The sequence below is a fragment of the Peribacillus sp. V2I11 genome (assembly GCF_030817135.1).
Taxonomy (GTDB): Bacteria; Bacillota; Bacilli; order Bacillales; family DSM-1321; genus Peribacillus; species Peribacillus simplex.
In genome coordinates this window covers 402,171-419,271 of sequence record NZ_JAUSYW010000001.1, presented here as the reverse complement: position 1 = coordinate 419,271, position 17,101 = coordinate 402,171, and the positions used below count along the sequence as shown (strand labels likewise).

Genomic DNA, 17,101 nt, shown 5'->3' with positions numbered 1-17,101 from the left:
TCATGAAAAATGCAGCACATAGGTAAGCCATACCAAACACCTTATTAGCAAGATCAATCGTGATATAAAAGGAGAGAAAAACATGCAAAGAGTCAATCTAACTGAAGATTTTAGTCTTTCACGCATTGTGCACGGTATGTGGAGATTGGCAGATTGGAGATTTTCTACCGAGGAAATCCTATCTCTTATTGAACACGGAATGGATCGGGGCGTAACTACATATGATCACGCCGATATATATGGCAGCTATACATGTGAGGAGATTTTTGGGAACGCACTTTCATTAAAGCCATCTTTACGAGATAAAATGGAGATCGTTACGAAATGTGGCATAGTGCTCCAATCAGAAAACCGTCCATTTCATAAAAGTCACCATTACAACACTAGTAAAACCCATATTATAAAGTCTGTCGAACAATCTCTTATGAGCCTTAAAACGGATTATATTGATCTGTTACTTATTCATCGTCCAGATCCCCTGATGGACCCGGCGGAAACGGCTGAGGCGTTTAATCAATTAAAAGAATCAGGAAAGGTCCGTAACTTTGGCGTATCGAACTTCAAGAAACCGCAATGGGATATGCTTCAATCTTATCTTGAATATCCGCTTGTGACGAATCAACTGGAACTTTCAGCATACAATCTTGAAAACTTCGAAGATGGAACCATGAACTTATGTCAGGAAAAGGGCGTGGCGCCGATGGCGTGGTCACCGCTTGCAGGAGGAAGCATCTTTGAGGAGTCGAATGAAAAGGCTGTTCGCTTAAGAAAAACGTTAGAAATCGTGAAAGAAGAAATCGGTGCTAACGGAATGGATGAAGTATTGTATGCATGGCTGTTGAGACATCCTGCAAAAATCATTCCGATCGTTGGATCCGGTAAGAAAGAACGACTGGACAGCGCCATTGATTCACTAAACCTAAGCATGGAAAAAGAACAATGGTTTAATATTTTAACCAGCTCGATGGGACATGATATCCCGTAATGATCCTTACCTTTGAACGCAAAGAATGGAACTTCCAATAGGGGGTCCCATTCTTTTTTGCGTGAAGAAATAATTGGGGATTATTCAAGTTAATGTAAACAAGCTAGGCCACTGATTGATTAATGGCCTTTGCTTATTAAAGATTGATATTGGCAGAGAATTTTTTGTTATTTCCCAAAAAAATCTTCCATTCCAACTATGAATCCTGTAGTCGAACAGCGGGACATATGTCCTTTCCGGTATCTTTTATCTGTTATTTAATAATGGAAAGAAGGAAGGGGGAGACACAGTGAAAGGGATTTTCTTATCATTTTTAGGCGGAGCCTTTCTAACGTTGCAAGGTGTAGCCAATTCCCAGATTAGCCGGGACCTTAGCACGTGGCAAGTCGCAACAATCACACAGTTCACTGGTTTCATCATCGCCGGGTTGATATTAATTATGATACGTAAAGGGGATTCTCTTGAATTAAAAAAAGTAAAACCATTGTATTTGTCAGGTGGCACCTTTGCTGCGGTGATAATTTTCAGTAATATTACCGCTTATAAACAGATCGGAGTGACGTTTTCGGTATCAGCTTTATTGCTTGCTCAGCTAAGTCTTAGCTTTGTCATTGATAGCAAAGGGTGGTTTGGGGTAACGAAACAGAAGATGCAACTACCACAGTTCATTGGGCTTGGCTTGATGATGGCAGGAATCATTTTATTAGCGTTATAATTGTAAGGATATAAGGAATAGGCAGGAAGTGAATCTTAACGATGAAAGAAATAATGGATTCGGAAAATCTCAATCACTATTTGAAAGTCCATCAGTTGGAAAACATTTTTAACGGAGCCTTGATGCCCTATCTATCTCTCTACCAGGTTGAGTCAGGTGAATGCATTTGCTCCCAAGGCGATCGCGTGAATTATTTGTACGTGCTGGTTAAGGGAAAAGTTAAAGTGTATACGACATCAGCCGAAGGCAAGAATCTGATTCTGTCATTCAAGACCCCTCTCGAAGTAATTGGTGATATTGAATACATACAGGGAATCGATATCATTAATACTGTTGAAGCGGTATCGGATGTCTATGTAATCGGCATCCATCATCAATGGTTAAAAAAGTATGCCGAAGGTCAACCGGCCTTCCTCCAATTTTTACTAAGGGTCATCACCCAGAAGTTTTATGTTAAATCCAAGTCACTTAGTTTCAATTTAATGCATCCAGTTGAAGTAAGGCTTGCAAGTTACCTCCTATCTGTTTCGTTCGATGAAACAAATGCCCAAATCACTGGACGGTTGAATACAGATAGCTTGAAGGATACCGCAAACTTTATTGGGACAAGTTACAGGCACCTGAATCGAGTCATCCTGCAGCTTTGTAGGGACGGTTTGATTGATCGTTCCGCTGGATTCATCCAAGTTAAAGACTGGGAAGGGTTAAAGGCACTGTCAAGCCATAATATCTATGAGTAGATAGTTTATATGATTTGGAGGAGGCGCGTTACGATGTTACTTGGATTAAGTTGGGCAATCCTCGCGGGTTCAATGGTCAGTTTACAAAACGTTTTCAATTGTAAAGTAAATGAACATGTCAATCCATGGTCAACGACTACACTTGTATTAGGGTTGGGCTTTCTTGCCTCGTTTTTAAGTGGGTTCGCATTTGAGGGAATGGAGCTTTTTCAACTGCATAATATGAAGCCCTGGTATTGGCTCAGCGGGTTGGTTGGCATAGGCGTGGTCATATGTGTGACACAGGGAGTTAAGCTGCTGGGACCTACCTTCGCCATTTCAATCGTGATGTCGGCACAGCTTGTATTTGCTCTAGCTTGGGATTCTATGGGTTTGTTGGGGCTGGAGAAGGTTCCCTTTACATTCAAGCAGTTGGCGAGTGTCCTGTTTATCATTGCTGGGATGATAATATTCAAAATAGGAGGGAAAAGGAAAACGGCCTCTTGAAATGACCTAGAAAGACTATGGTTTGGTCACGAGTTATTCAAAGTAGGACGGAAACATTGAATGGAGTGATACACATGAACAGATACAAAGCTTTATTTTTTGATATAGATGATACACTTTTAGATTTTCGGAAGGCTGAAAGTGATGCACTGCGCTTACTTCTCGTGGAGAAACAAGTGTTGTATACACCGCAAGCGGAGGCGCATTATAAAACAATCAACCAAAACCTGTGGAAGTCATTTGAAAAGGGGGAAATATCGCGGGATGAGGTAATCAATACGCGTTTTTTAACTTTTTTTAAAGAATATGGCCGGGCGGTGGACGGGGTTGCACTGGACGTAGTTACTTGGAACAAGCGACCCAGGAGGTTAATGGGGCACATGAATTGGTAGCGAATTTAGAGCTGCACTATGATTTATATATTGTGTCAAATGGGGTCTCCAGGACCCAAGATAAACGCTTGCGGGATTCAGGCTTGCGTGCATATTTTAAACAAGTTTTCATTTCAGAGGATACTGGATATCAAAAGCCGATGAAAGAGTTCTTTGATTACGTATTTGCCTGTATTCCTGATTTTAAACCGGATCAAGGGTTGATAATCGGGGACTCATTAAGTGCAGACATAAGGGGAGGACAACTTGCCGGCATGGATACCTGCTGGTTTAATCCTCAACAGAAGCAGAATGAAACGGGAATAGAGCCAACCTACGAAATAAAGCAGCTTAGTGATCTATATTCCATAATCAACAAAGCATGTGACTTGAGTTGCAAAAGCTAGTTGCTATTTCATTGTATTTGCGATCAGTACATAGACGATAAAGAATGGCTAAATAAGCAAGTATACCCTGAAGAAAAGATGTGAAATAAATGGCTGAGCCCTTAAAGGATTTATATAATGAAACGTTCATTCGTGAATTCGGTGAAAAAGTAAGAGGGGTCCATCCGTCCTTCTCTACTGAATCGTTTGTAGAGGAAGTGATTGATGAGCATTGGGACGAGAGGAAGTTAAAAGAACGAATTAGACATATTTCCATTACTCTTGGCAAGCATCTTCCTAGTGAATATCAAGATGCTTTGGGTATTTTGTATCGACTTGATAAGGATTGTGAAGGTTTCAGATATTTATTTTTCCCGGATTTTGTCGAGGTACATGGATTGAATAAGAAAGATTGGCCGTTATCGCTAGGTGCGTTGGAGCGTTTCACTGCAAGGTCATCCTCCGAATTTGCCATCCGTGCTTTTATCTTGCTTGATCCCGTTTTAATGATCGAGAAGGTGAAGGAATGGACCGAACATGATGATGAACATGTCCGTAGGCTGGCTAGTGAGGGGTGCCGGCCCAGGTTACCTTGGGGACAAGCATTACCGATGTTCAAATCCGATCCGACACCTGTATTGGAATTACTTGAGAACCTGAAAAGCGATCCGTCCCTATATGTACGCAAAAGTGTGGCAAATAATTTGAATGATATTGCGAGAGATCATCCAAATGCCGTCATAGAGACTGCCAAGCGTTGGCATGAAAGTGGAAACCCCCAAACGATTTGGATTGTCCGACGGGGATGCCGGACCCTTGTTCGTCAAGCAGATCCAGAAGTCCTTTCATTATTTGGTTACACGGATGTATTGAACAATCCTAATTTCATTAAAAACGCATTTATTAGAAATGAACCAGACTCGATTTTTATTGGGGAAACCAGTGAACTTCATTTCGGGCTTCAATTGCACGCGAAGAATACAGCGAAACTTCGTATTGAGTACGCCATCGATTTTGTAAAAGCCAATAAGAAAACTTCTCGCAAAATATTCCTACTGGCAGATAGGAATTTCACGGATGGAGAAAGAGTCAAGAGAGTGAGAATCCACAATTGGAAGGATTTGACCACACGTCGTCATTACATGGGAACCCATCGAATATCCCTTCTCGTAAACGGAGTGGAAGTTGCAGAAACTCATGTAAAACTAAACGCTGAAACTTAAATGATTATTCATAATATCGAATGAACAGAACAGTTGTTAACGGAAGGGTTTTAATACTTCTATTTTAAATCAAAAAAAAATGTAGACAAACTCAATTATTATCGAGTTTGTCTACATTCTGAGAGGAGAACCCTAGCTCCTCTTTTTGTTATTTAGATATAAGTGCAGATTATTCATTTTTATCCGATTTTGAATACACTTCGTTAAATCGTTTATCGCATCAAAAGGCTTATACTTCTATTTACATCAAATCCAAAAAGTTGGATAGCTCCGATTGCTGCGCAAATTATTAATTAACAATGCCAGTAAAACGATTACGGCAGCACCAGTTAAAACAGGCGTAAATAAATAACTCCAGCTATACTGGCCAAGCATAACTACAAGCGGGTCTGCACCTGCTGGTGGATGCGTCGTTTTTGTCAGCATCATCACGGCAATTGCTAATCCGACAGCCAAGCCGATTGCCCAAGGCTCATCGCCAAAAAAATGATAGGAAGCTAAACCTACGAATGTTGAAACGAAATGGCCGCCAATAATATTCCGTGGCTGTGATAACGGCGCATTCCATAGCCCGAACGCCAGTACGCAACTGGCACCAAATGGAGCCATTAACCACACTGCAGATGTCATTTTTGTTAAAAGAATTAAAGCGAAAATAGTTAAAAATCCACCGATTAGCCCGGTTATTGCGTCTTTTACATTTATCTGTAAAGGACTTCTTCCTTTTCCCTTCATTTTAGATAAATAACGAATATGAAAAAAGTGTTTTTCTTTAGGCCTTGCTACTGATATAGGGTCCAATATTCCCCCTCCTTTTTTATATATTTAGACTTTACACGAAATAAACTAACCTGTCAAAAACATTTTTATAGGTTAGTTTAAAAAACCACAAAAAAACCAACTTTTATAAGTTGGGTCTTCATTCATCATCGGATTTCCGGTGCTGAAATCGGGCTACCTTTTTTCTATTCCCGCATATTTTCATTGAACACCACTTGCGTCTTCCACTTTCATCGATAAATAAAAGGACGCAATCATCATTCGAGCACCGCTTTAGTGAGGACAGCTTATTTTCTTCAATTAAAGTTAAAAAGTCAAAAGCAATATAAGATAGCAGGATATCTTCCGCTTCTCCAATAGGTATGGGAACCAGTTTTTGATCCATTAATTTATAAGTGAAAGGTGATTTTTGGATTTTGTTTTCTAAAAAAGCGATAAACTCATCAGGAATCTGATTCCCATCTGCTATTAACTCAAATTGTTTTCTTAAAATAGTACGCATTTCTAGAAGGCCTATAAATACCTGTTGAATTCTCTCTTTAATTTTTAAGGATAGCTGATTATCCCAAAATGAGTTTTTTCTTTTTATTACAGAAATCCAGTCCAGCACATCCCGTCCTGATAGTAATAAGTCTTGGCGCTGACCACGACTGACTAGTTCCGTATTCACTAAATCCAGAGAAAGATTACTTGATATAAGTGGAAATTTATTAGTTTCAGACATGAATTCATCCCCCATTTCCCTGTTAAATTCTAACCAATAAAATGTTAATTGAGAGGTTATATCATCATTATACCTTATTTCGGAATTTTTCAGCTACTCGTCTTTCTTGAGAAATTACGGGATAACATGAATCGTGTTATCAAACATCCATATTAGCAATAATTGAATAGTAAATGAAAGTACATGAAAATCAATCCTTTTAAAGTGAAGGAAAAAGTTCTTGACAGAACCTGTACGTACAGGATAATATGAAAGCGTATACAGAACCTATACGTACAGGTTATAAAAACAACTATATTTTGCTTTCTAGGGAAAGGAAGTAGTGAAATGGGTAAATACACAGAACCAGCAACGGATTTGCTTCAACATGTCGGAGGGAAGGAAAATATTGCGACGGTTACGCATTGTGCGACAAGGATGCGTTTTGCTTTGAAAGATCCCGCCAAGGCGGATGTAACGAATATCGAATCGATTAAGCTTGTAAAAGGAACCTTTACACAAGCTGGCCAGTTCCAGGTCATAATCGGGAACGAAGTATCATCGTTTTATAATGAATTCGTTTCCATAGCTGGACTTCAGGAAGCGTCAAAAGAAGATGTGAAAAAAGCGGCTAAACAGAATATGAGCTGGCTGCAGCGTATGATTGCACATCTAGCTGATATATTCACCCCACTGATTCCTGCCATAGTCGTTGGAGGTCTCATTCTTGGATTCCGCAATATCATTGGCGATATTAAAATGTTCGATGATGGCACAAAGACCCTTGTGGATATTTCACAATTTTGGGCAGGGGTCCACGCCTTCCTTTGGCTGATAGGTGAAGCTATTTTTCATTTTCTTCCTGTTGGGATTACATGGTCGATCTCGAAGAAAATGGGCACGACTCAAATTCTCGGAATCGTCCTTGGTTTGACCCTGGTTTCCCCACAACTTCTTAATGCATATGCAGTGGCAAACACAAAGGCAAGTGACATACCTTTTTGGGATTTCGGTTTTGCCCAGGTCGATATGATCGGCTACCAGGCTCAAGTCATCCCAGCGATACTTGCAGGGTTCGTCTTGGCTTATTTAGAACGGTTCTTGAGAGATAAAGTGCATAATTCCATTTCCATGATCGTCGTTCCATTTTTCGCTTTACTTCCAACTGTAATCATTGCCCATACCATTCTGGGGCCTTTAGGCTGGAAAATCGGTTCTGTCATTTCTACGGTTGTATATTCCGGATTGACTTCATCAGTTGGCTGGTTATTTGCTGCCGTTTTCGGCTTTGCCTATGCACCGCTTGTCATAACAGGCCTGCATCACATGACAAACGCAATCGATCTTCAGCTTATGAGTGAACTTGGCGGTACGAACCTATGGCCGATGATCGCATTATCCAATATTGCACAAGGTACAGCAGTGCTAGCAATGATTTACATCAACAGAAAGGACCAGGAGGAAAGACAAGTTTCCATACCCGCTACGATTTCATGTTATCTCGGTGTAACCGAGCCAGCCATGTTCGGGATTAACCTGAAATACGGCTTTCCGTTCTTAGCCGGTATGATCGGTTCACTTTTCGCAGGCATCGTTTCAGTCGGATCTGGAGTAATGGCAAATTCCATTGGTGTTGGAGGGATCCCAGGTATCCTATCCATTCAGCCACAGCATATGGGAATGTTTGCACTCGCGATGCTGGTTGCTTTCGTTGTGCCATTCATTTTGACTATAGCATTCTCCAAGCGTCCTAAAATGAACTTGAAAACTAGAACGAAAACAACGAAATTAAATGCTTAATAATGTGGAGGGAGAAGCATTCTCCCTCTTTTTTACCATACTGGCAAAAGATGCATCAGGGAAAGCAGAGGAGGAATTACAATGAAGGATTTTAAAAAAAGTGCCATCTATCAAATTTATCCGAAGTCATTTAAGGACTCGAACGGTGACGGCATCGGGGACATAAATGGAGTTATAGATAAACTTGATTATCTGAATAAACTGGGAGTGGATTATATTTGGCTGACCCCTTTTTATCGTTCACCTCAAAATGATAATGGATATGATGTAGCGGATTATACATCCATTGATCCTGTTTTTGGGACGATGGATGATTTCGAAAGATTGGTGAAGGAAGCTAATTCGCGGGATATCCAAATCATGCTGGATATGGTGTTCAACCATACATCAACAGAGCATGAATGGTTCCAAAAAGCATTGGCTGGAGAGAAAGAATATAAGGACTATTATATTTTCAAGAAATCAAAAAATGGAGAGCCCCCTACCAATTGGATTTCGAAATTCGGAGGCCCTGCATGGGAATATGTAGCGGAACATGATGAATACTACCTCCATTTGTTCGATCGGACACAAGCTGACCTTAACTGGGAAAATCCCAGAGTAAGGCAGGAAATCTTCAATATAGTAAACTTCTGGATGGATAAAGGTGTCAAAGGATTCCGTTTGGATGTCATCAATCTTATTTCGAAGCCTGACATCTATGAAAATGACAAAGATGGAGATGGACGATGCTTTTATACAGATGGTCCCAAAATTCATCAATTCCTTAAAGAGATGAATGAAGAAACTTTCGGGAAGGATGAAGAGGTGATGACTGTAGGGGAAATGTCATCGACGACCATTGACCATTGCATCAAATATTCATCTCCAGTTGAAAACGAGCTGTCCATGGTATTTAGTTTCCATCATCTAAAGGTGGATTATAAGGATGGGGAAAAGTGGTCACTTGCAGATTTTGACTTCAGGCAGTTAAAGGAGATCCTAAGCAGCTGGCAATATGGGATGCAAGAAGGAAATGGATGGAATGCCCTGTTTTGGTGCAACCATGACCAGCCGAGGATCGTATCCAGGTTTGGGAATGATCAAGAGTATCAAAAGGAATCAGCCAAGATGCTGGCAACAGCCATTCATATGCTTAGGGGAACCCCTTATATTTATCAAGGGGAGGAAATAGGGATGACCAACCCGAAATTCAATGATATTGGACAATATCGGGACGTGGAATCGATTAATTATTACAATATTTTAAAAGAGGCAGGCAAGGATGAAAAGGAAATAATCGAAATCCTTCAAGCTAAATCCCGTGATAACTCGCGAACTCCCATGCAGTGGGAAAATACGGAGCATGCAGGCTTTACAAAGGGGACTCCATGGATTGAGGTGCCTGATAATGCTAAGATCATCAATGCTGAACACGCACAGAAGGATCAGGATTCCATTTTTCATCATTACCAAAAACTTATATTCTTACGTAAGAAACATGATATCATTGCATATGGGGACTATCAGGAAATTCTTGGCGAGCATGACCATTTGTTCGCCTATGTACGCAGTTATGAAGACGAGAAACTTTTGGTCATCAATAACTTTTATGCAAAAGAAGCGTCCTTCGAAATTCCAAAAGATATAGACCTAACCGTATACAACTCAGAGCTCCTGCTCTCAAACTATATCGATTCGAAAGATCTTGCAGGTGATGTTATCCTTCGTCCCTATGAATCGGTTGTCTATTTGTTGAAAAAGGATGAGTAGCAGACTAAGAAAAATATATTGTGGTGATGAAATGAACAGCAAATATCTATCGCTATATGGTGATATCGTTTCAAAAATTGAAGAAGGAACCTTTCCGATAAATTCAAAGCTTCCTTCCGAAAGCAGCTTCATGGAAGAGTATGACATATCCAGGGATACTGTGAGAAAGTCCTTACAGTTGCTTGAACAAAATGGATATATCCATAAAATCAAAGGCAAGGGTTCCTTTGTCTTGGATTTCAGCAAATTTAATTTTCCTGTAGCAGGGTTGATTTCCTATAAAGAAATGGTGGAAAAGTTGAATTTACATTCCAAAACGATCATCCATAAGTTGGAGCTTGAGACCCCCGACTCAAACATGGGCAAGCTTCTAGATTTAACTGGTGATGGTAAAGTGTGGAAAGTATTCCGGGTACGGCAAATCAATGGGAAGAAAATCATACTGGACAAAGACTATTTCAAAAGCGAGATCGTAACTGACCTGACAAAGGAAATTTGTGAGGATTCGATTTATGGATATATCGAAAAGGAACTCGGGCTCCAGATTGGTTTTTCCAATAAGGAAATTACCGTGGAGCCATGCAGTGAAGAAGATAAACAATTATTGGACATTGAAGACTTCGATATGGTGGCAGTTGTGAAAAGTACGGTCCATTTAATTGATGGAAGCTTGTTTCAATATAGCGAATCCAGGCATAGACCCGATAAATTCAAGTTCACGGATTTTGCACGAAGGACTTGGTGAAGGGAAAAGGTATATGATGGCAGGATAAGGAATAAGTGTAAAAACGATTGGGCTTTCAAGGAAATGACTGTAGAATTATATTCAATGGAAGTACTGAAAGTTCTGCCCCATTCATAAAGAGAAGGCTGCCTTGGCGGCCTTATCCAATGCAGTTCAAGGTATCGTGTTTTTCTTATAGACAATTTTATTTTTGAACGGGCGGGGAGAGGGGGAGGGTCAAACTTTAGTTTGACCCTCCTTCTGCTTGTTTGGGGGTTTGGGAAGCATTTAGTAAAACCACTCCCCCAATGATTAATACTAATCCGCCTAATGTAGTGATACTAAATGGCTCATTCCATAATAGTACACCAATCAATGCTGTTAAAGCTGTGCCTATTCCTGACCAAATCGCATATGCTAAGCTTAACGGAATTGTTTTAAGACAGAAAGATAAGCTATAAAATGCTATTCCAAATCCTATTATGACGCCAAAAGTAGCGAATAAATGAGTGAAGCCTTCTGACAACTTAAGCATGGTCGTACCAAATACTTCGCTTATGATTGAGATTCCTAAAGCTATGTATCCTTTCATATGATTACCTCCGATTACTAAATTGTTAATGAGTGCCTCCACTAGAGAGTTTCAATACAACCACTCCTCCAATGATCAGGACCAAACCTAAAAATTTTTTCAGGTTAAAGCTTTCTTTATAAACGATAACCCCCACTAAAGCTGTTAAAGCTGTGCCTATTCCCGACCAAATGGCATAAGCCGTTCCAAGCGGTATGGTTATTAATGATAACGACAGGCAATAAAAAGCCAAACCCATTCCAATTACCACACCAATGGAAGGGAATAACCTTTTAAACCCGTTTGATATTTTTAACATCGAACTGCCAAACACTTCACTTAGGATGGCTATTGCCAAAAATGCATAAGGATTCAAGATGAACTCCTCCTTAATATTGATTACTATTTTCAAGCCCCCAAGAATCTTATCATCTTAAGGCCCCATATTAAACTAATACCACCTATAATTAGTTTCATATTTTCAGTCATTGCAGAATATATCCTTTCACGCTCAAAACTATGCTGAAAGTGATACAATAAGGCACTTCTTAAAACCTGATAGCAACATATAAAAGTGCAAACAGGGATTTTTAGGAATTTTGTCGAATTATTCCTTTAACGATTATATTGGGGTGAACTTATTTCATGGAATTTATAATAAACAAAGAATGCTTCAATATGTCGATTTCAGATGTCAGCCATGCCGTTTCCATAAAAAACAACTATACCCATTTTATCAGGAAAAGTTAGTGGCTAATGACGATTGCTTAACCCTTCTTGGTAGTAATTCCGATATTGTCATTGAAAATGTCATTGAAAAAACCATTCCTTTAACGATTGATGGGTGTAAAGGAATTGGAGGCTTGAAAACTACCAGAAGAACCTCTGTAAAGATATTGTTTATTTTAAAATATACCTCGATAGAATATATAATATAAATGTGATCCAACAATAGCTAAATACTCACTATTCGTTGTTCAGTAGGATCTATTCTCCTATGTCCAGTATGGAACGCTCCAAGAAGGATACCTGAGCATTTAAGCCAATGGGCCTTTACAGAAGGTGCATTTTATAACATTGGAAAAATATAAAGATGGAGATATGCAGCAAATTCATGCTAGGCTTTGGAATACAATAAGTGATTATTCTAAAAAAGGAGGAGAACAAGTCATCCATATGATTTGTTCCCCTTTTTCCTTCTTAGGAATCCGCCACTTCAATCAGAAAGTAAGGTCGATAAGTGGTGGGTAGTTCAATGTTCGCATCAAGCATTTCTTATGAATCCAATTTGGCTAAGAAAAATGCCTTTTTCCAATGTAAAACTAATAGAATACCTGCAAAAATCCCTACTTTAATATACTCTAATTGTTCTTTATCTACTTTTTCTCACCTCTTATAAGCCTTTTTTCACAGGTGTATATGCAATTAACATAGTAATTTCAAATATACTATTTCCTCTTAGAATCAAACTATTAACCTATTACACTTTTATATCTCTTTCATATACTAATATATCTTTTTATAAAGGGGGTAGAAAGTGTGCAATCAACTTGTATCTTAGAAGTTAATGGTCAATTCTTTTTAGTCACTGAAATTGATGATGTAGCTACACTTAGAATCCGTATTTCATCTCTATTAGCATCAACTTTAATAGGATTAGGATTCCCAGTCTGCGGCGAATAGGACTTTTCAAACATTTTTAGGTATACCACTTCAAAAAGGTTAGTGCCTACACTATACAAAACTAGTTAATATAATCAGATGTTATCGGCATGTAAAAAGGGATCTTCCAATTGAAATACCTTTTTACTACTTCTTCAACTAACGCACAGTTTGTTGAAAATAAGATAGCAATATGAAGGCACTTTCCTCAGTGCCAAGGAATAGAACTAGATTTGTTATACCCTCCAATAAACCTTCCCCACATGTACTGCACCCCAATTGTTAGACACCATCTAACAATTGGAGGTGCTATTTTTTATGCCAATTTCAGAATTGCCATTTGAAAATGATATAAATTTACAAACTTCGTAGGTGTATCACTGCCATCTCATAGCGAGAGTATGCGTGATGTAGGCCCAGATGAGAATTATTTAAAACATGTGTCCTATTTATTGGCAATGCACCGCCAATTTGCTCAGTTAAATAATCCAGTACTGGGAGTCATATTATTTGATCAACTTAGTCGTACCTATTTTCCACCAGGTAAAAAACCGGAAGAGTTTCAACTTGATACAGAACGAACACCTTTGTTAACATTCTTTGAAACAGGAGTTTAACCACTAAGTTTCTATTTAATACTTTTTTATCAACTCTCCTGCTTCTTAAAGTGTTGTCAAACAAACACAAATATGGAATGAGATACACATGTTGACTGTTCCCAAATGATTATCTAATCTATACCATAACGTGCCCGAAAATCAAAAGCTAAACCAAAAGTCTTTGGTTATACCGGCACGTTTATTCGTCTCAGTCTTAAGCTTCTTGCAGGATCCATCAAGATTCTCGCACTAAAGGGTCAACAAACGACTCTTAATATTTGGGGGTAAACCAATTCATTTTCATAATCTACCCTTTATAACGCGTATTTCGAATGTGCAATAACCTTTTGAATCATGAAGGGAGGAAGGGGCACGCTTAGCGTATCCTTTTTGTTTCCCTTTCGGATTACACTAATTTCCTTCGCACTGCAATCGACATCTCGACCCTTAAGTTGGAAAGCTCATTTACCGTATCCCGCTACCAAGAAAGAAGGACAGAATTGTATAAACCCGTTATAAATTCACAGGATATAGAAAGGGGGATAATTATGTATGTTATTCAAACCAGGGATCATGAAGTAATTGCAAAATTAAATCGAAATGTTCACAATCTGCATGTAAAACTATATCCTAAGTATTTTAAGGAATATAATTATAGTGCAATGAAAGAAACTTTCAAAAGTTTGGTTGAAAATAACAGTTTTGTTTTTCTAGTTTTAAGAGATCATGAAGAACCAATTGGTTATGTATGGATTGAAATTAAAAACTATCCAGAAAGTGCATTTAAAAATGCGTATAAATCAGTATATGTGCATCAGCTTAGTATCGTTGAAAGTCAAACCCAAAAAGGTTACGGAAAAAAACTAATGAAAGAGGTATATGAAATTGCTAAAAAGAACGATATTGATTTAATTGAACTGGATTATTGGTTTGAAAACATAGCTGCAAAAGAGTTTTATAAGAAACAAAACTTTAAAAAGTATAGGGAGTTTGCATTTAGACAGTTGTAAATACTTTGAATGTCAATTTTCAAAGGTTGAAGCATGGAATTAATAAAAACCCCGAATAGGGGTTTTTTTAATTAATATCTTATCATTCTCCTTGAAAAACTGGGGGGGTGAGGAACTCCACAAACAAAGCTTTGGGAATAACACTCTTTCACGATACTTCGGGTATGCGGTATATATGTGTTGAAGTGTTTATTCACGGTAGTTGTATGTGTCGGGTGAAAAACCGGAATCACAGTGTTAATGACATTAGTTTTAACATATTGCTTTGTTGGGGAGATTTGAGGTGGATTATACTGAGTGGGCATTCTGTGAGGTGGGCAATATTGTGGTGGACATTGACCGCCTTTCGGATGCCCCCAGGGCTTATTATACATTTAAACACCTCCTGGCTTTTTTTTGAAAGTCATTATTAGTTTATGAAAATAATTGATAAAGGGACTGGTATAAATGCCTTTATCAAAAATTCACGGGCATATCAGAACTTTCACTCATTTTAAAAAAATTGAATAAACATTAATTTAAACGAATTCGGTTAATCGCTTGACGAACAAATGACTTGTGTCTTATCCGCCAGTTATTTTCCTTGCTTTTTTCCAAGCCCCATTCAGGAAATGTAGATAACCGTAATGCGGCAAATAATTGCCAGAAAGGTAAGTTTGTAAAATTCACCTCCGGCATCATGGATTTATATTGATTGGTGAAGTCATTCATCGCTTGCATTCCATAATGATATGAAATTTCGAGTTGACTATTGGCAAGGTCAGCCAAAGGGTCCCCTAAGCCTGAGTCTTCCCAATCAATTATGGAAACTAGTTTATCCTCTTTCCATAATATATTTCCTGGCCAATAATCACCATGAAGGATCACTTCTTTATTGATGGAACATAACGGAATGGAATATTTTAACAAATCTCTAATCGCGCTCAGATTTAATGTTTCGTCCAGGATTACCCTATCTTTATTATTTAACATCTCGACATATCTATTTTCTAGTTTAGGCAGAAATGATAAAGATGGATTTGCACAATCAACATGATGGATTTTTGATAGATTGATTGCCAATTGTAAGATATGATCATTAAGATTTGAGGGGGTGAATTCTGACTTACCCTCAATAAACTCGATAAGTATGCATGGCTTGGAAAAAATCTCGCAGGATTGCTCGAAGTAATATGGCATCGGTACAGGTAAACCGGCAGCTTTCAATATCCCTAAGAGCTTGTGTTCATCTGCTGCAATATCTGGATTCCGTTTCAAGTCATTATCACAATGCTGACGAACGATCATTTTAATGATCCGCCCTGACGATTGTAATATTTCAAGTCCTGTCACCTGTGCAGAAATTCCGCCTTTTAATTCCCATGCGCGAATTAGCTTGTTTCCTTGATCTAACTTTTTAACCAATTGTTCAAATTTACCATATCCATTCATCATACGACCTCTCCTTTTAAAATCCCGTTCAATGTTTAGGAATATAAGTTCACCTTATCTATGGGGTAAGTGTCCAGTTTTTCTATAACTTTCGTATTCAAAGAATACATTTAGCATTTGGCTGAATCCTCAATAAATGAAACCAAAAACTTGATACACACGTAAAGCAATGTAAACAAAGTGAGGTGTGCAGACATTGAAAATAGAAAAATATAAACTGGAAACACCAAAAGGGACGTTACAATATAATATTAGTGGAAACGGCAAACCTAATATAGTTTTAATTAACGGTGGTTCGGGACCGATAGAGGGGTGGATGAAAATCCTACCGGCAATTTCGGAATCCTCATCAGTATTTTCCTAAAATCGTTTTGGTGTTGCTGGCAGTGATAAACCGAAGGAAAGCTAAGACGGGAAAAGTATTGTTAACACTTTACGTGAAGCATTAACAATCGTAGGGTTTGAACCTCCATATTTATTGGTGGACATCGCTATGTGGATTATATGCTAATTTATACCCCCGACTTTACCCAAATGAAGTAGCGGGAATCGTTTTTTTAGAATCCAGTACCCCGAAGATATTAGTCTTGATGAATATCAAGGCAAGGCAGTTAAAGCCATTAATAAGATGTTCAAGATGTTTGATTCCTTATCTCCACATAAACAATTCAATGAAGTTAATTTTGTGGAAAAAACCGTGAATCAAATCCATCAAACTGATACTTTTCCTGAAATACTTGTATTTGTCATTTCTGGTGGACAGGAAAACCGAATGATGCCAGAGGAACTTCGAAGAAAACGACTTGAGAATCAATTGGAATTACTTCCATTGTCTGTCAAGAAACAGCAAACACATTGTCGCTGAAAAAAATGGACATTTTCCGTAATTATCAGAACCAACTATAGTGATTGACTCAATCGAAGATTGTGCAGAAGTAATAAATAAAACAAACAATAACCAATAAATGAAAAGCTTTTTGTTGATGTTGACTTTTTTAAAATCTCTCTATCTCCTTCCATCACTTTGTTTATGCTCTGATACCGAAGTGGGAAAATGGAAGAAAGCTTTTTTCGAAAAATTCTCGTCCATTGGGCGAATGTCATAATATATAATTTGCCATAAACACCTTTAGGGGTGTATTTTTTTTGGGAACGGCAGCCGA

Annotated in this window: 20 protein-coding genes and 1 pseudogene; 15 read left to right on the top strand and 6 right to left on the bottom strand. The window is 38.4% G+C overall.

Going from position 1 to position 17,101, the window contains the following annotated elements; translation table 11 throughout:
• Positions 1–82: 82 nt before the first annotated feature.
• The 6 genes and pseudogenes from QFZ73_RS02000 to QFZ73_RS01975 all read left to right on the top strand — a co-directional run bounded on the left by QFZ73_RS02000 (position 83) and on the right by QFZ73_RS01975 (position 4,906).
• Complete coding sequence (locus QFZ73_RS02000; RefSeq protein ID WP_307262334.1) at positions 83–985, top strand: aldo/keto reductase; 903 nt, start codon at positions 83–85, stop codon at positions 983–985.
• 289 nt (positions 986–1,274) lie between these two features.
• Positions 1,275–1,700, top strand: a complete 426-nt coding sequence (locus tag QFZ73_RS01995; protein WP_251436607.1) for a DMT family transporter — start codon at positions 1,275–1,277, stop codon at positions 1,698–1,700.
• A gap of 41 nt (positions 1,701–1,741) precedes the next feature.
• Positions 1,742–2,440: a Crp/Fnr family transcriptional regulator gene (locus QFZ73_RS01990; RefSeq protein ID WP_307262331.1), complete on the top strand. Its 699-nt coding sequence runs from the start codon at positions 1,742–1,744 to the stop codon at positions 2,438–2,440.
• Positions 2,441–2,473: 33 nt separating this feature from the next.
• Positions 2,474–2,926, top strand: a complete 453-nt coding sequence (locus QFZ73_RS01985) for a DMT family transporter (protein ID WP_307262329.1) — start codon at positions 2,474–2,476, stop codon at positions 2,924–2,926.
• Positions 2,927–3,000: 74 nt separating this feature from the next.
• Positions 3,001–3,704, top strand: a pseudogene (locus QFZ73_RS01980) (YjjG family noncanonical pyrimidine nucleotidase).
• An 89-nt stretch (positions 3,705–3,793) separates the two neighbouring features.
• Positions 3,794–4,906 (top strand): DNA alkylation repair protein, encoded by a 1,113-nt coding sequence (locus QFZ73_RS01975; RefSeq protein WP_307262327.1) that lies wholly within the window; start codon positions 3,794–3,796, stop codon positions 4,904–4,906.
• Positions 4,907–5,152: 246 nt separating this feature from the next.
• Here the strand turns inward: QFZ73_RS01975 and QFZ73_RS01970 are convergent, their stop codons facing one another.
• On the bottom strand, positions 5,153–5,707 hold the full coding sequence (locus QFZ73_RS01970) for an HPP family protein (protein ID WP_307262324.1): 555 nt from the start codon (positions 5,705–5,707) through the stop codon (positions 5,153–5,155).
• Between the two features lie 118 nt (positions 5,708–5,825).
• Positions 5,826–6,410, bottom strand: a complete 585-nt coding sequence (locus tag QFZ73_RS01965) for a CGNR zinc finger domain-containing protein (protein WP_307262322.1) — start codon at positions 6,408–6,410, stop codon at positions 5,826–5,828.
• A 327-nt stretch (positions 6,411–6,737) separates the two neighbouring features.
• Here QFZ73_RS01965 and treP point away from each other — a divergent pair, with 327 nt between their 5' ends.
• The 3 genes from treP (at position 6,738) to treR (ending at position 10,686) form a co-directional block, all read left to right on the top strand.
• The gene (gene treP / locus QFZ73_RS01960; protein WP_307262320.1) at positions 6,738–8,189 is read left to right on the top strand and encodes a PTS system trehalose-specific EIIBC component; all 1,452 of its coding nucleotides are present in this window, start codon (positions 6,738–6,740) and stop codon (positions 8,187–8,189) included.
• An 81-nt stretch (positions 8,190–8,270) separates the two neighbouring features.
• Entirely contained in the window at positions 8,271–9,941 is a 1,671-nt protein-coding gene (gene treC / locus QFZ73_RS01955) for an alpha,alpha-phosphotrehalase (RefSeq protein WP_307262318.1), read from the top strand.
• 31 nt (positions 9,942–9,972) lie between these two features.
• Entirely contained in the window at positions 9,973–10,686 is a 714-nt protein-coding gene (gene treR, locus QFZ73_RS01950) for a trehalose operon repressor (protein WP_251436592.1), read from the top strand.
• A gap of 223 nt (positions 10,687–10,909) precedes the next feature.
• Here the strand turns inward: treR and QFZ73_RS01945 are convergent, their stop codons facing one another.
• Together QFZ73_RS01945 and QFZ73_RS01940 are read right to left on the bottom strand one after the other, a co-directional pair.
• Positions 10,910–11,257, bottom strand: coding sequence for a DMT family transporter (locus tag QFZ73_RS01945; RefSeq protein ID WP_251436590.1), 348 nt, complete (start codon positions 11,255–11,257; stop codon positions 10,910–10,912).
• A 25-nt stretch (positions 11,258–11,282) separates the two neighbouring features.
• A complete protein-coding gene (locus tag QFZ73_RS01940) occupies positions 11,283–11,612 on the bottom strand; it encodes a DMT family transporter (RefSeq protein ID WP_307262315.1) in 330 nt (109 codons plus the stop codon).
• Between the two features lie 373 nt (positions 11,613–11,985).
• On the opposite strand from QFZ73_RS01940, the gene QFZ73_RS01935 reads away from it, so the two are divergent.
• The 4 genes from QFZ73_RS01935 (at position 11,986) to QFZ73_RS01920 (ending at position 14,507) form a co-directional block, all read left to right on the top strand.
• On the top strand, positions 11,986–12,174 hold the full coding sequence (locus QFZ73_RS01935; protein WP_307262313.1) for a hypothetical protein: 189 nt from the start codon (positions 11,986–11,988) through the stop codon (positions 12,172–12,174).
• A 601-nt stretch (positions 12,175–12,775) separates the two neighbouring features.
• On the top strand, positions 12,776–12,919 hold the full coding sequence (locus tag QFZ73_RS01930) for a DUF3956 family protein (RefSeq protein WP_251436588.1): 144 nt from the start codon (positions 12,776–12,778) through the stop codon (positions 12,917–12,919).
• 380 nt (positions 12,920–13,299) lie between these two features.
• On the top strand, positions 13,300–13,515 hold the full coding sequence (locus QFZ73_RS01925; protein ID WP_307262308.1) for a DUF3732 domain-containing protein: 216 nt from the start codon (positions 13,300–13,302) through the stop codon (positions 13,513–13,515).
• Positions 13,516–14,045: 530 nt separating this feature from the next.
• Entirely contained in the window at positions 14,046–14,507 is a 462-nt protein-coding gene (locus QFZ73_RS01920; RefSeq protein WP_251436585.1) for a GNAT family N-acetyltransferase, read from the top strand.
• A gap of 71 nt (positions 14,508–14,578) precedes the next feature.
• Here the strand turns inward: QFZ73_RS01920 and QFZ73_RS01915 are convergent, their stop codons facing one another.
• Together QFZ73_RS01915 and QFZ73_RS01910 are read right to left on the bottom strand one after the other, a co-directional pair.
• On the bottom strand, positions 14,579–14,812 hold the full coding sequence (locus QFZ73_RS01915; protein WP_307272527.1) for a CotD family spore coat protein: 234 nt from the start codon (positions 14,810–14,812) through the stop codon (positions 14,579–14,581).
• A gap of 208 nt (positions 14,813–15,020) precedes the next feature.
• The gene (locus QFZ73_RS01910) at positions 15,021–15,941 is read right to left on the bottom strand and encodes an aminoglycoside phosphotransferase family protein (protein WP_307262303.1); all 921 of its coding nucleotides are present in this window, start codon (positions 15,939–15,941) and stop codon (positions 15,021–15,023) included.
• A 193-nt stretch (positions 15,942–16,134) separates the two neighbouring features.
• Here QFZ73_RS01910 and QFZ73_RS01905 point away from each other — a divergent pair, with 193 nt between their 5' ends.
• The gene (locus QFZ73_RS01905; RefSeq protein WP_307262300.1) at positions 16,135–16,302 is read left to right on the top strand and encodes a hypothetical protein; all 168 of its coding nucleotides are present in this window, start codon (positions 16,135–16,137) and stop codon (positions 16,300–16,302) included.
• Between the two features lie 273 nt (positions 16,303–16,575).
• A complete protein-coding gene (locus QFZ73_RS01900) occupies positions 16,576–16,803 on the top strand; it encodes a hypothetical protein (RefSeq protein ID WP_307262297.1) in 228 nt (75 codons plus the stop codon).
• The last annotated feature ends 298 nt before the right edge of the window (positions 16,804–17,101 follow it).

What these genes read in the sequence shown, in the direction of transcription:
- QFZ73_RS01990 (WP_307262331.1), top strand. Translation starts at nt 1,742, where the DNA reads ATGAAAGAAATAATGGATTCGGAAAATCTCAATCACTATTTGAAAGTC.
- QFZ73_RS01915 (WP_307272527.1), bottom strand. Translation starts at nt 14,812, where the DNA reads ATGCCCACTCAGTATAATCCACCTCAAATCTCCCCAACAAAGCAATAT.
- QFZ73_RS01965 (WP_307262322.1), bottom strand. Translation starts at nt 6,410, where the DNA reads ATGTCTGAAACTAATAAATTTCCACTTATATCAAGTAATCTTTCTCTG.
- QFZ73_RS01985 (WP_307262329.1), top strand. Translation starts at nt 2,474, where the DNA reads ATGTTACTTGGATTAAGTTGGGCAATCCTCGCGGGTTCAATGGTCAGT.
- QFZ73_RS01945 (WP_251436590.1), bottom strand. Translation starts at nt 11,257, where the DNA reads ATGAAAGGATACATAGCTTTAGGAATCTCAATCATAAGCGAAGTATTT.
- QFZ73_RS01920 (WP_251436585.1), top strand. Translation starts at nt 14,046, where the DNA reads ATGTATGTTATTCAAACCAGGGATCATGAAGTAATTGCAAAATTAAAT.
- QFZ73_RS01900 (WP_307262297.1), top strand. Translation starts at nt 16,576, where the DNA reads ATGTTTGATTCCTTATCTCCACATAAACAATTCAATGAAGTTAATTTT.
- treP (WP_307262320.1), top strand. Translation starts at nt 6,738, where the DNA reads ATGGGTAAATACACAGAACCAGCAACGGATTTGCTTCAACATGTCGGA.
- QFZ73_RS02000 (WP_307262334.1), top strand. Translation starts at nt 83, where the DNA reads ATGCAAAGAGTCAATCTAACTGAAGATTTTAGTCTTTCACGCATTGTG.
- treC (WP_307262318.1), top strand. Translation starts at nt 8,271, where the DNA reads ATGAAGGATTTTAAAAAAAGTGCCATCTATCAAATTTATCCGAAGTCA.
- QFZ73_RS01910 (WP_307262303.1), bottom strand. Translation starts at nt 15,941, where the DNA reads ATGATGAATGGATATGGTAAATTTGAACAATTGGTTAAAAAGTTAGAT.
- treR (WP_251436592.1), top strand. Translation starts at nt 9,973, where the DNA reads ATGAACAGCAAATATCTATCGCTATATGGTGATATCGTTTCAAAAATT.
- QFZ73_RS01975 (WP_307262327.1), top strand. Translation starts at nt 3,794, where the DNA reads ATGGCTGAGCCCTTAAAGGATTTATATAATGAAACGTTCATTCGTGAA.
- QFZ73_RS01925 (WP_307262308.1), top strand. Translation starts at nt 13,300, where the DNA reads ATGCGTGATGTAGGCCCAGATGAGAATTATTTAAAACATGTGTCCTAT.